14 protein-coding genes are annotated in these 13,414 nt (G+C 33.1%); 12 read left to right on the top strand and 2 right to left on the bottom strand.

Annotation, left to right across the window (positions count from 1 at the left end):
• The first annotated feature begins 554 nt into the window (after window positions 1-554).
• Window positions 555-1,202 carry a cyclic di-AMP binding protein CbpA gene (cbpA, locus tag BED47_RS09200; RefSeq protein ID WP_069033473.1) on the top strand — a complete coding sequence of 216 codons (648 nt, stop codon included), beginning with the start codon at window positions 555-557 and terminating at the stop codon, window positions 1,200-1,202.
• Window positions 1,203-1,292: 90 nt separating this feature from the next.
• Here the strand turns inward: cbpA and BED47_RS09195 are convergent, their stop codons facing one another.
• Together BED47_RS09195 and proC are read right to left on the bottom strand one after the other, a co-directional pair.
• Entirely contained in the window at window positions 1,293-1,544 is a 252-nt protein-coding gene (locus tag BED47_RS09195; protein ID WP_069033440.1) for a hypothetical protein, read from the bottom strand.
• 78 nt (window positions 1,545-1,622) lie between these two features.
• Window positions 1,623-2,462, bottom strand: coding sequence for a pyrroline-5-carboxylate reductase (proC, locus tag BED47_RS09190; RefSeq protein ID WP_069033439.1), 840 nt, complete (start codon window positions 2,460-2,462; stop codon window positions 1,623-1,625).
• A 323-nt stretch (window positions 2,463-2,785) separates the two neighbouring features.
• On the opposite strand from proC, the gene BED47_RS09185 reads away from it, so the two are divergent.
• The 11 genes from BED47_RS09185 to BED47_RS09135 all read left to right on the top strand — a co-directional run bounded on the left by BED47_RS09185 (window position 2,786) and on the right by BED47_RS09135 (window position 13,324).
• Window positions 2,786-3,766, top strand: coding sequence for an MBL fold metallo-hydrolase (locus BED47_RS09185; RefSeq protein ID WP_069033438.1), 981 nt, complete (start codon window positions 2,786-2,788; stop codon window positions 3,764-3,766).
• A gap of 15 nt (window positions 3,767-3,781) precedes the next feature.
• Window positions 3,782-4,570 (top strand): SDR family NAD(P)-dependent oxidoreductase, encoded by a 789-nt coding sequence (locus tag BED47_RS09180; RefSeq protein WP_069033437.1) that lies wholly within the window; start codon window positions 3,782-3,784, stop codon window positions 4,568-4,570.
• A 218-nt stretch (window positions 4,571-4,788) separates the two neighbouring features.
• Window positions 4,789-5,085: an antibiotic biosynthesis monooxygenase family protein gene (locus BED47_RS09175; RefSeq protein ID WP_069033436.1), complete on the top strand. Its 297-nt coding sequence runs from the start codon at window positions 4,789-4,791 to the stop codon at window positions 5,083-5,085.
• Between the two features lie 377 nt (window positions 5,086-5,462).
• Window positions 5,463-6,791: an aspartate aminotransferase family protein gene (locus BED47_RS09170; protein WP_069033435.1), complete on the top strand. Its 1,329-nt coding sequence runs from the start codon at window positions 5,463-5,465 to the stop codon at window positions 6,789-6,791.
• A 65-nt stretch (window positions 6,792-6,856) separates the two neighbouring features.
• On the top strand, window positions 6,857-7,486 hold the full coding sequence (locus tag BED47_RS09165; protein ID WP_286133816.1) for a CoA transferase subunit A: 630 nt from the start codon (window positions 6,857-6,859) through the stop codon (window positions 7,484-7,486).
• Window positions 7,487-7,500: 14 nt separating this feature from the next.
• Window positions 7,501-8,145, top strand: a complete 645-nt coding sequence (locus BED47_RS09160) for a 3-oxoacid CoA-transferase subunit B (RefSeq protein WP_439097777.1) — start codon at window positions 7,501-7,503, stop codon at window positions 8,143-8,145.
• A 6-nt stretch (window positions 8,146-8,151) separates the two neighbouring features.
• Entirely contained in the window at window positions 8,152-9,420 is a 1,269-nt protein-coding gene (locus tag BED47_RS09155; RefSeq protein ID WP_069033432.1) for a peptidase, read from the top strand.
• A 324-nt stretch (window positions 9,421-9,744) separates the two neighbouring features.
• Window positions 9,745-10,239, top strand: a complete 495-nt coding sequence (locus tag BED47_RS09150) for a HugZ family protein (protein WP_069033431.1) — start codon at window positions 9,745-9,747, stop codon at window positions 10,237-10,239.
• 186 nt (window positions 10,240-10,425) lie between these two features.
• On the top strand, window positions 10,426-11,211 hold the full coding sequence (locus BED47_RS09145; protein ID WP_069033430.1) for a polysaccharide deacetylase family protein: 786 nt from the start codon (window positions 10,426-10,428) through the stop codon (window positions 11,209-11,211).
• A gap of 225 nt (window positions 11,212-11,436) precedes the next feature.
• The gene (locus tag BED47_RS09140; protein WP_069033429.1) at window positions 11,437-11,916 is read left to right on the top strand and encodes a PH domain-containing protein; all 480 of its coding nucleotides are present in this window, start codon (window positions 11,437-11,439) and stop codon (window positions 11,914-11,916) included.
• Complete coding sequence (locus BED47_RS09135; protein ID WP_069033428.1) at window positions 11,909-13,324, top strand: PH domain-containing protein; 1,416 nt, start codon at window positions 11,909-11,911, stop codon at window positions 13,322-13,324. Before BED47_RS09140 ends, BED47_RS09135 begins: the two co-directional genes overlap by 8 nt.
• The last annotated feature ends 90 nt before the right edge of the window (window positions 13,325-13,414 follow it).

Genomic DNA, 13,414 nt, shown 5'->3' with positions numbered 1-13,414 from the left:
ATCTCTTCTTTTTTTGTGGATTTAAAAAGGCTGAAAGAGCATTTTGAGTACCTCGTGAACCTGTTATGAGGAAGTAGATTACAAGAAAAGGCAATATAAGTACCTCATGAACCCAATTTTTTGTCTGTTTTTTGATTATTTTGGAATAAATTTCTCTTTAAATAATATAGATAGGATGTTGACTTTAAATAGTATTGTAAAATTATTTGAAAATTTAGAATTAGTTTATCAAACAAAAAAGGTAGATTTTGAGAAAGGGCGAATTAGTTATGAAAGGCTTCGAGATCGTTTTAAAAGACATTGTTATTTATTAAAGTAAGATTCGTAAGATTCCCACATAATTCAACATCAAAAGATCCAACAATGAGGAGCGTATAAGGAGGTTTTTAGAGTTTCAATCTTTGGAATGTGGGGCGGTTAATGGAATCCATTTATTTTAACAGTGCTTTTATTCAAATCATGCGACTTGATGGAGTTTTTATTTTTGTATAGGTGTTTTTAAAAGAGAAAAATTAAGAATGACTAGTAAAATAAATTTGAAAGTAGGGTTATTATTGAGAATTAAAGGTAATATCGTAAAAAAACATGATGTAGTTCATTGTATGGTTTCGACTGAGGCGCAGTTTGCTTGGGATCTTTTAAAGAAAACAAAATATCGATGTATTCCAGTTTTAAGTGAAAACGATAAAGAGTATGTTGGAAATCTTTATCGTGTGGATTTAGCTGAGTATTTAGTAGATAACGATTCTTTGCAAGGCAAGACAGTAAATGATTTTGTGCGCAAAGAATGTCCACCAATTCAGGAGGATTCACCATTTTTCAAAGTATTCTTTACGATTAAACGTTTTCCTTATTTAGCAGTAGTAAACGATCTAAATGAATTTGTAGGAATTTTAACGCATAAAACAGTTTTTGAATTATTAGAAGAAGCATGGGGACTAAAAGACGGCGGTTATTCATTAACTGTTAGTACGATGGAACATGAAGGTGCATTAGCAAGATTAGCTAAGCTTGTAAATAAATATTCTAATTTGAAGAGCTGTATTACACTAGATAGTGATTCGGTTTATCGAAGAATTTTAATTACACTACCACCAACTATTAGTGAAGACGATTATATTAAGTTGAAAAAAGATATTATTAAAAAAGAGTTTCATATTATGCATGAAGAAGTTTCAACAAGTCATGCAACTCAAAAATGATTAAAAAGAAGAGCAAGGGGATCAATATAGAGTCCCTTGCTCTTTTTTTTAAAATATGATGCCAGTTCAGGCTTGAACTTAGTTAAACCCTTAATTTAGCTTTTTATGTACTTCATGATTTGATTCTTTATTTTTCTTTAATGAATCGAATTTTAATAGTAAGAGAGTTGATACCTTTTGAGGGTAGCTAAGTGGTTTGCCTTTTGCTTCTACCATTGAATTGCCAACAACATAACTGATTGTTAGAAAGCCAACAATTAAAACTAGTGTGACGATTAAAGCAATTGTGATGAGAATACGCTTAATACTTGCTCGTAATACACTACGGTTTGTTATTTTCATCAGAAAACTCTCCCCCTTAGGACAACACAGTTACCTGTATCATTTTATTACCTAAAGAAGAGAGTCATGACAAGCAGATTAAATTTTATTAATTTTTTCATATTCCTCTTGGATCTCACGTGATCGAACAGTTGCTTCAATAAAGCAATTTAAAAATGAATTAGCAACTTCACGGTCTTCAAGAACAGATATTCCAGCTTGAGTAGTGCCATTTGGGCTTGTAACTTTCTTTCTCAATGTCAATGGAGATTTATTCGTTTCTTGAAGCATTGAAATCGAGCCCATTAAAGTTTGTTGAATAAATGGCTTGGCAATATCACGATGGATCCCTAGTGCCATTGCAGCTCGTTCAAATTGTTCGATGACATAATATATATAGGCAGGACCACTACCAAATAATCCAGTCATAGCATGTAATTCGTCTTCTTCAACTTTAGCGACAATACCAACACGCTCAAATAATCTTTTTGCTGTTTGCACTTTTTCAAAAGGAACTTCATCTGGATAAGCAAGTGCTGTAGCAGATTTCCTAACGAGTGAAGACGTAGTAGGCATTGCACGAACAATATTCAGATTTTCATTTCCTAGTAACTGTTTAATTGTATTGATTGTAACACCTGCTACTAAGGAAATAATTAATTGTTTTTCATTGAAAAAACTTTTAATTTGATCAAGAGCGACTGTAACATCTTTAGGTTTCATCGCTAAAAAAACTACACTTGAACCAGAGATTGCTAACTGACGGTTAGTAGTAGCTAATACACCGTATTTTGTATGTAAACTATCTAAACGCTCTAAATCCTCCCTATTAGTGATCGCAATTTGATCACTCTCAATATACCCACTATCTATTAACCCTGCAATTAATGCTTCTGAAATACTACCTGCACCAATAAACGCAACTTTGCCTAGAAACATTACATTCACCTCACCTCTATTGTAATAGATATTTATATTAGAGAAATAAATGCTATATTCCTTGTTGACATATTACTTTTATATAATTTTTCAAAAATATTTTTAAATAATTTTTAGTTGAAGGGAAAATTTTAATGAGAAAAGAAGTAATTAGGAAATTTTTCTAAGTTTTGTAACGATTAATTCCTTTTCCGTCCCCGTGTTTTCTGTACATTCTAGATTCTGTCTTTACATTAATGTAAAATTCTAATCATCTTTGTTTTTATTTTTTTAAATGTATATTAGAATTAACTGTAAGAAGATTCAGATAAGGAGGAATAAGTATGATCCCTGAAGATAAGATTCACCAAATTACACTCCCGGTACCGTATGCAATGAATACTGTAAATGTTTTTTTAGTTGAAGGAGATTTATTGACTTTAATTGATACAGGAACGAATACTCCAGATACATTAGATGCACTTAAAAGTGAATTAGATAAATTAGGGTATAAATTAGAAGATATTGAACAAGTCATTTTAACTCATCATCATCCAGACCATGCAGGACTATTAGAGGAGTTTAATGAGGATGTAAAAATATTAGGTCATGAACGAAATATTCCATATTTAACCCAGGACGAATCATTTTTAAATTACTATAATGAGTATTTTATTGAAAATGCGCTATTATACGGTGTACCACAAGAATATGTACAAAGAATGCCACGAACAACAGAGAAAATGCCATATACTAGTATTCGTTCTTTAACTCATACGATCGATGAAGGCGATCGAATTGATAGTATTTTTGGGTTGAAAGTATTGTACACACCTGGTCATGCAACTTCTCACATTTCTTTAATTAGTGAGGATGATGGCATTGCATTTGGAGGAGATTTATTATTAGATAAAGTTTCGTCAAACCCAATCATAGAGCCTCCATTAAATGGTGAAACCGAACGTGTAAAACCATTATTACAATACAATCACTCTTTACAAAGAATAGCAGAACTTCCGATTACAAAATTATATACTGGACATGGTGAACCAGTTATCGATATTAAAGGGTTAGTAAAAAGTAGATTAGAAAAGCAAAAAGCTAGAGCTGAAAAAGTATATGAAATGATTAAAAAACAACCGTTAACTGCATATGAAGTTTGCCAAATGTTATTTCCAAAGGTTTATCAAAAGCAACTTTCACTTACTATATCTGAAACAATTGGTCAATTAGACTATCTGGAAAACTTAGGTTTTATTAGTTTAAATGAACGAAATGATGGTATACTTGAGTATAAAACGAATGAGCATTCAGTCAGTCAATAATAGAGGTGGGAATTTTTGAGGTTAAGTAACCAAACGGTAGTAATAACAGGTGCTTCTAGTGGTCTTGGGAAAGATTTAGCTTTAACTGCAGCAAAACAAGGCGCTAATATCGTCTTAATTGCTAGAAGAGAAACAGAGCTAAAAAACTTAAAGGCAAAAATACAAGAAGATTTTCCAGTTAAATGTCATTATTTTGTTGTAGATGTGACAGATGAAAATGCAGTATACGATGCATTTCACCAGATCGAGGAACAATTTGATGGAATCGATGTTTTAATAAATAATGCAGGGTATGGTCTATTTCAAACGGTTGAACAAATGTCACTTCAAGATATGAAGCAAATGTTTGATGTCAATGTATTTGGAGTCATGATTTGTTCAAAGCTTGCCCTTACGTCTATGAAGCTGAAAGGGAAGGGGCATATTATTAATATCGCTTCTTTAGCTGGTAAGATTGCAACTTCGAAGGCTGCAGCATATGCAGGTTCTAAGCATGCAGTACTAGGTTTCAGCAATGCCTTAAGACAAGAAGTTGAAAAAGACGGTATCTATATTACGAATATAAATCCAGGTCCAATGGATACACCGTTTTTTGATATAGCAGATGAGTCAGGATCGTACGCAAAATCTGTTCGAAAAATGATGCTAGACCCTGAAAAAGTTGCTTCGAAAGTTATTTCTTTAATTGGAAAAAATGTTCATGAAATCGATTTACCTTCATGGATGGGATTTGGAGCAAAAGTTTATTCAGTATTCCCTAAAGTAAGTTATTATTTAATGATGAAATTCGGAAATAAAAAATAACAGAAGCTGTTCATAGAGACTGCTTAAATGATGATAGAAAAAAGAGCTAAGAGAGGTAATTTTCTCGAAGCTCTTTTTATTTTGTTCTGTATTAAAGAATAATGTTGTTTTTGTTATTCAACTAATTAGTAGATTAGTGGATTAATTACACTTAAAGGTGGAGATTAAAGTTTTGCCGAATAATATAAAGTCAGATCAAAATAATTAGGGGTGATTAAATGGTATTGGAAGCTGCTATGCTATATGTTAAGGAAGGTATGGAGGAACAATATGAAGAAGCTTTTCGAGAAGCATCAAAAATTATTTCTTCTATGAAAGGGTACATGTCTCATGAATTACAACGATGCATGGAAACAAAAGGGAAATATCTATTATTGGTGCAGTGGGAAACATTGGAGGACCATACAATTGGATTTAGGCAATCTAATGAATACCAAGATTGGAAAAAGCAGCTTCATCATTTTTACGACCCATTTCCAACAGTGGAACATTTTGAAATGGTGAAATTTTTGTAGATGTTTCTTCGACAACTATTGAAGTAAGTTATAAACTTCCATGGACTGAGGTAATTATTAATCCATGGTCGGCTAACGCAATTGTTCGTTACATAAAGTAAAGTAAGACCACATTTTTGTGGTCTTTTTCAGTTGCAATCAACATTTAAATTTAGCGTAGCTTTATTTAAATTAATTTAAACCTTTTCTATTTGTTATTTGCTTTTCAATTTTTAATAATACTAAATTGTTTTACGCCTCGTTAATATTTCAATCTTGCTTCTATACACCTCATAATTTTATTCGAAGTAAACCCTATTGTTTTTCATTAGTCTAACTTCATGCGCTTTCAACTATATATATAGTAATGAGATCTAAGTGAAAGATGGTGGGATAGTATGACTAAAAGGGATTATTTAATAAAACCACTTGTAGGTGATTGTTATCCGACAATTGATCGAGGAGAAACTATCTACCTATGGGACAAGCAAGGAAAGAAATATATTGATGGTTCTTCAGGTGCAGTTGCGGCAAGTATTGGTCATGGTGTTAAGGAAATAATTGATGAAATGGTAAAACAGGCCTCTAAAGTGGCATTTGTTTATAGATCACAGTTTACGAGTGAGGCGGCAGAACAATTAGCTGAAAAAATAGCTCAGCTAACACCTGGGGATTTAAACTGGAGTTTTTTTGTTAATAGTGGTACTGAAGCAACTGAAACAGCTATGAAAATGGCAATACAGCATTTTCAAGAAAGAGGAATTCATACGAAAACGAAGATTATATCAAGAAGCATGAGCTACCATGGTATCACCATCGGATCTTTATCTATGTCAGGGCACCCTTTAAGGAGGAAACGTTTTACTAGTTTACTAGAGGATTATCCTATGGTTGAAGCGCCGTATTGCAAAAGGTGCCCATTTGAATTAGAGCCTGAAAGTTGTGGGTTACTTTGTGCGACTGCACTTGATCGTACAATTCAGAAATTGGGTTCGGAAAATGTGGCAGCATTTATAGCTGAACCTATTGTTGGTGCGGCAGGAGCTGCGTTAACTCCTCCAAAAGGATATTATGAAAAAATTAAAGAAATTTGTGATAAACACGATGTCCTACTTATTGCGGACGAAGTAATGACGGGAATAGGTAGAACTGGAGAAATGTTCGGAATGAACCATTGGAGTTGTGTACCCGATTTATTAGTCCTTGGTAAGGGATTGGCGGCTGGTTATACGCCTATTGCTGCAGCAATCGCAAGTGATCGTGTAATGCAACCAATTTTAGAAGGCAGTCGACTTGTTATGAGTGGACATACGTTTAGTGCGAATCCTCTTTCTGCAAGTATAGCTTTAGCCGTTTTAAACTATGTCGAAAAAAACGGATTAGTACAAAATTCTAAAATACAAGGTGAAAAGATTAAATTAAAACTAAAAGAATGGCAGAAAGAGTATCCTTTTCTTTTCGATGTCAGGGGTGAAGGACTACTGATCGGTATTGAAATAAATGATGATCTGTTTGATTGTAAAAGTGTAACAAATCGTGTAATTGAGATTGCCAAAAATCATGGATTATTACTGTATCCATCTGTTAGTGGTCCATATGGAAGATCTGAAAATAGTTTCTTGCTTTCTCCACCTTTAGTCATTACTGATGCGCAAGTAAATGAATTGCTAACTTTATTGAAGGAAGTATTTAATGAGCTAAATCAAGAAGCAAAGGAGATTAAATAATGGCAATCAATACTTTCGGGAAAATCATTAGTATTGAAGAAGCTTTGCTTTATTTTAAAGATGATATGGTGTTAATGTTCGGTGGGTTTGGAGGAATCGGTAATCCACCAACATTAATAAGGAGCATTTTAGAGAAAGGTGTGAAAGATCTTACTCTAATTGGAAATGATACGGGTTTTCCTGATGTTGGGATCGGACAATTAGTGACGGCTAAAAGAGTAAAAAAAATGATTACAACGCATATCGGATCAAATCCGAATGCTGGAAAGCAAATGACAGATGGTACGTTAGAAATAGAGTTCAGCCCTCAAGGTACTTTTATCGAACGGATACGAGCGGGTGGAGTTGGATTAGGTGGCGTTTTAGTAGATATAGGGATTGATAGTGTAATAGATGTTGATAAACAGAGGGTGAATGTATTTGGAAAAGAGTATTTAGTTGAAACTCCTCTCATTTCAGATGTTTCAATTGTATATGCGAAGAAAGCAGATCCTTTTGGGAATTTAGTTTTTGATAAAAGTGCTCGCAATACGAATCCTTATGTAGCAATGGCCGGAAAAATCACTATTGCCGAAGTTGATGAAATTGTTCCTTTAGGAGCATTAGAACCTGAAGAAATTATCGTACCTGGCGCTTTTGTAAACCACATCGTTCAATCGGAAGGGGTGAATTGGAAGTGGGTTTGGGAAAAATAAATCCTAGGGAAATAATGGCAAAGCGTGCAGCAAAAGAAGTAAAGAGCGGTATGATAGTGAATCTTGGGATTGGAATTCCTTCACTTATCCCAAATTACTTACCAGATGATTGCCAAGTAATGTTCCATGCAGAAAATGGCGTGTTAGGTTTAGGTCCTACTCCACAAAAGGGTGAAGAAGATGAGAATTTATGTAATGCTGCAGGATTACCTGTAACATTAATTCCAGGTTCTAGTTATTTTGATAGCAGCATAGCCTTTGCGATTATTCGAAAAGGTTTATTAGATTTAACAGTACTAGGTGCTCTTGAAGTTAGTAAAAATGGTGATTTAGCAAATTGGATTGTTCCTGGTAAAAGAGTGCCAGGAATTGGTGGAGCAATGGACTTAGCTCAAAAATCAAAAAAAGTAATTGTTTTAATGAACCATACTAATAAAAATGGTGACCCAAAAATAGTCTCTGATTGTACACTTCCTCTTACATCTCCAAGTTGCGTAGATTTAATCATTACTGAAATGGCCGTAATTGAAGTTAAAAAAGAAAGTGGAGAGCTTTGGTTAAATGAAGTAATGTCTCCATATTTAGTCAGCGATGTGATTGAGAAAACTGGTGCTCCACTATTTGTGAACCCAAATGTTGTTGTTCATCGTTGGGAGTGATCAAAATTGGATTTGAAAGCTAAAATTAATGACTACATTCAAAAAAATAAGAACAAGGCAATTGAATTACTTCAGAATCTTGTTCGTGAAAAAAGTGTTTCAGGAAATGAAGCTGCTGCTCAAAAAATTGTTTCAAATTATTTACAGAATCTTGGATTAGTAATTGATCGTTTTGAGCCGACAATTGAGGAATTAACAAAATCATCCTATTTTATTTCAGAACGAACTTCATTTGAAGATAGTCCGAATATCGTTGCAATTCTAAAGGGAACAGGAAATGGTCGATCGATTATATTAAATGGACATATTGATGTGGTTCCTGAAGGTGAAATAAGTGGTTGGGAGCGCCATCCGTATAGTGGTGCAATCGTAGGAAATCGCTTATTTGGTAGGGGATCAACAGATATGAAGGGTGGAAATGTTGCTGCATTATTTGCGATTGAGGCAATAAAAAAATGTAATATTCCACTTAAAGGCGATATCTATTTTGAAAGTGTTATTGAGGAAGAAAGCGGAGGGGCAGGTACGCTAGCAACAATATTACGGGGATACGTTGCAGATGCTGTCCTTATTCCAGAACCAACTAAAATGAAAATATTTCCGAAACAACAAGGCAGTGTTTGGTTTCGAATAAAAGTAAAAGGTAAAGTTGCCCACGGTGGAACGAGGTATGAAGGAGTTAGTGCAATTGAAAAAAGTATAATGGTTATAAATCATATAAATCAATTAGAAAAAGTTCGAAATACAAGACTACTAGATGATCCACTTTACAAAAATGTGCCAATTCCAATACCAATTAATATCGGAAAAATAAATGGGGGTACTTGGCCCTCCTCAGTCTCCGATTTAGTTACTCTTGAGGGAAGACTAGGTGTTTCACCAAATGAAACAATTGAAGAAGCTAAACTTGAAATAACGAGGTGGCTTAAAACACTCTCATTAATAGATGATTGGTTTATTGAAAATCCGGTTGAGATTGAATTTTTCGGAGCAAGATGGTTACCAGGTAGTATCGATCTTGAGCATCCATTTATGGAATCTCTCAAGAAATCTTATCGTTATGTTTATAAAAATGAACCGATTATTGAAGCTTCTCCATGGGGGACGGACGGTGGATTATTTACACAAATCAAACAAATACCTACGATTGTGTTTGGACCAGGGGAAACAAAGGTTGCACATTATCCAAATGAATACATTGATCTAGATGAATTATTTCGTTGTGCGGAGGTAATTGCCTACACTTTACTAGATTGGTGTGGGGTAGATGAATAAAGAAGTATTTTATCAAAACAAGTAGAACACAAATGAAAACGAAGTCCCAAAATATTTTCACGGAAATAATTTGAGCTTTTATACTATAAAAATGTAAATATTGACGAACATAGACATTGATTGAAGAGGATGATATGAATAAACAAATCACTTCTTCAAATGAATGGTCAAAAGGGAGTAAAAGCTCTCTAAAACTTTGATATAGAAGGGCCTTAACTGTAACTAAGGCTCTTTAATTTTGATTTAAAATTCTGGAAATATAATTGATAATGATGATTATTATCATGAAATTTTAGGGGAATATTTTCTTTAAGGGAGATGCTTATGGAAAAACAATTAGAAGTTCAATTTAAAATATATGAAAAACTTCAATCTGAATGTAAAACGTTGATGATCAATTCAATGGATCATAAAGGGGATCCGCATATTAGTTATTCACCTTTTGTCATCTACGAAGGTAACTTCTATATTTTCATTAGTAAGATCGCAGCTCATTTTCAACATTTAGAAAACAATAAGTTTATAAGTATCATGATTATTGCAGACGAAGCAACTTCTCCAATATTATTTACAAGAGAGCGAATTCGATATAAATGTACTCCTGAATTCGTGGGCAATGTGGACAAAGAGCACATATTTGAAAAGTTTGTAAAAAATCATGGAGATCAGATGATTGAGGTTTTAAGAGGAATTGATCTGTCGTTATTCAAGCTTACACCAATAGAAGGTCGATTTATCGCTGGATTCGGTCAGGCTTTTGATATCAATCCGATTGAAGGAACATTCAACCAAATTGACCCTTCTAAAATGAACCACTAAATAGAAAGGCCCGTTACTACATTATGAGTAATGGGCTTTAATTTATTAATAGACAAGTTAAGCATCATTGTATAGTTAAATCGTAGGTAAAATAATTTTTTCAATTAGTATAAAATTACTATAAATAATGATAGATAAAATGGAAATTGGAACACTAAATAGTAAAAAGATAAAGGGAGGATTTATATGCGAAAGATAACTTTATTTTTTCTATGTCTATTTTTGTGGATGCAGTTACCAGAAAAGACACATGCTGCAGACAAAATTCCAATTTTAATTTATCATAATATCGATGAGTTTACGGGTCATGGAGTAAGGGATTTATTTGTTTCACCAGAGAATTTCGAAAAACAAATGATTTATTTACGTGATCATGGCTTTACGCCTTTAACTTTTGAACAATGGGGAGACCGTAATAACGTAAAGAAACCGATCTTTATTACAATTGATGACGGTTATAAAAATAACTTAAATGTGTTAAAAATCTTTCAAAAATTGAAATCGGATACGTTTACACCAAGAGCAACTATATTTGCGATATCTGATTATATTGGATGGCCGGATCGACTTTCTAGCACGGACTTAAAAAAGATGTCTGATTCAGGGATGTTTTCAATCCAATCGCACACTGCAACCCATCCGGATTTAAGGAAAATAGATGATTATAAGCATGAGTTGAAAGGTTCCAAAGATAAGATCCAATCAATCACCGGAAAAGATGTGATCGCGCTCTCTTATCCTTATGGTTATCATAATGATAAAGTAATTGAGGAAACAAAAAAGTACTATAAATTTGCAGTAGCGACAGATCCGAAATATTATCTTGAAAAGGGTACAAAGAATGAAGTCTATCTTTTACCTAGAATCTATATTAAGTATGACACTACGATGGATGAATTTGCTAAGATTGTAGAAGGACAAGCTAAGGTAATTGTAAATTTTAGAGAATCTGAAACTATTTATTACGATTGAAATAGGGTTACTCATAAGTCTTTGTACGTTAGACTCTATGAGTTAACCTTTTTTTATTGATTAATCAGCTTAAAGATATTTGCTTAGTTAAATGATTATTTTTTCATCAATTATGGGGAAAATTACCTTTTTTTAACTTTGTCGATAAATAGGAGGTTTGTGAATAGTTTGTCTCATGGTATGATATAGTAAGTGATAGATTAATGAGATAGAAAAGGTGATTAAATGAGAGCAAATCCATCACAAAGACCATCACCTAAAATGAGGTCAGTATGGAGAATTACATCGCTACTTAGCAGTATCTCTTTAGTTGCTTTACCAATTATCTATTATTTTCTTATGAGATATTTTTCACTTCCCTTCTTTATTTTAATGATTATAATCGGTGTCGTTATAGCGTTAATTATTTTTTTAACTTTATTTTTACCTACTCTTAAATTGAAATATACCGCATATGAGATTTATGAAAATGAGTTAGAAATTCAAAAAGGAATATTTGTTATTAAACGAATTGTAATTCCTATGGTCAGAGTTCAACACGTTACGACAGAAGTAGGACCACTACTGCGTCGATACGGTTTATCTACAGTGAATATTTCCACGGCTGCTACCACACATGAAATTGAAGGCTTAGAACACCATATCGCAGAAAAGCTTAGAGATAAAATTATCTACTTAGCAAGGATCAGTGATGACGATGTATGAGCCAAAAAGACAACATCCAGCTTATATACTTACCGTATTTTTAGAGCAAATTAAAAACGTACTAATACCACTTATTATACTTTTAGTTTCAGGTGGTAAAGGGTCAATGTTTCAATATTTGTTTGCTGCTGTTCTGATTGTTTTTCCAGTTGCTTCGGCAATCATAAAATGGTATCGATTTACCTACTATATAACTGAAGATGAATTTAGAATTCGTTCGGGATTATTTGTAATCGAAAATACATTTATTCAAAAAGAACGTATTCAGTCATTTTCAATTAATGCTGGATTTGTTCAACAGCTTTTTAATGTGGTGAGCGTACGAATTGAGACAGCTGGTGGAAAAAAAGCTGAAGGTATATTAAATGCAATACCTAAGGAAGTGGCACTTTCATTAAAAAATGAAGTATTAAACTCTAAAAAGAAAAAAGTAGGTTTGGTTGTAGCTGAGGAAAATAGTGTACAAGCAGTACCTTTAGTAGATATAAGTTTAACAATTGAAACGAGAAAACTTTTTTTAGCTGGCATCACTTCTTTTGAAGTTGGACTAGCTTTTGCCGTTTTAGCATCATTATTTTCACAAATCGAGGATTTACTTCCACATAGTATTTATGTGGCAATATATAATCAAATACAAACATTCACTTACATGATGTTTTTTATTGTATTTTTAGGTAGTTTATTACTTTCCCTAATTTTTTCAACCATTCGATACATATTGAAATTTGCAAACTTTACTGTCCAAAGAAAAGATGATCGAATAATTATTACAAGAGGGTTATTCGAAAAAAATGAATTTACGGTTTCGTTAAAACGAATTCAAGGAGTAGTTATAAAAGAAGGCATCATTCGCCAATTATTTGGTTATTCTACAGTTTACGTCGAAGCTGTTGGAATGGGGGATAAGCAGGAGCAAGGTAGACATGTTCTACATCCATTTATTAAAACGAAGGATGTCCACTTATTCCTAAAAAATTTTATTCCTTCTATTAACTATGATGAAATAACAAACCGAGCACCAAAAAGAGCCCGAAAAACGTATTATTCAAGAATGATTATTACGTTTCTTCTAATAGCAAGTGGAATTGTATTACTTCCATTTATTCACTTCTGGGTTTATGGCATTGTTTTAATCGGTATATTTATTGGGGAATTAGGATTTAGAAATGCAGGCTATACATTATTAGATCGAACTGTGATCATTCAATCTGGTTATTTATCAAGAACAACCGCGATTTTACCAAAAGAGCGAATACAAGTATTGATCGGTGAACAAAGTTTCCTTCAAAAAAGAGTAAAACTAAAATCTATATACATTACAATTCTTTCAAGCCAATTTGGTCGTACGTATCAGATAAGACATTTAGATGAAAAAGACGTAAATCGAATGATTGGTTGGTTTAGTTAATATCCATATTGAATAAGCAGATTGTAATAGAAGACGTGTATACATTAGTGTAAGCACGTCTTTTTTAACGCTTAAAATTATTTTTTCTAT

Source organism: Gottfriedia luciferensis, assembly GCF_001712755.1.
Taxonomy (GTDB): domain Bacteria; phylum Bacillota; class Bacilli; order Bacillales; family Bacillaceae_G; genus Gottfriedia; species Gottfriedia luciferensis_B.
Note: the sequence above shows the minus strand (reverse complement) of the source record. Positions and strands in the feature narration are given on the sequence as shown.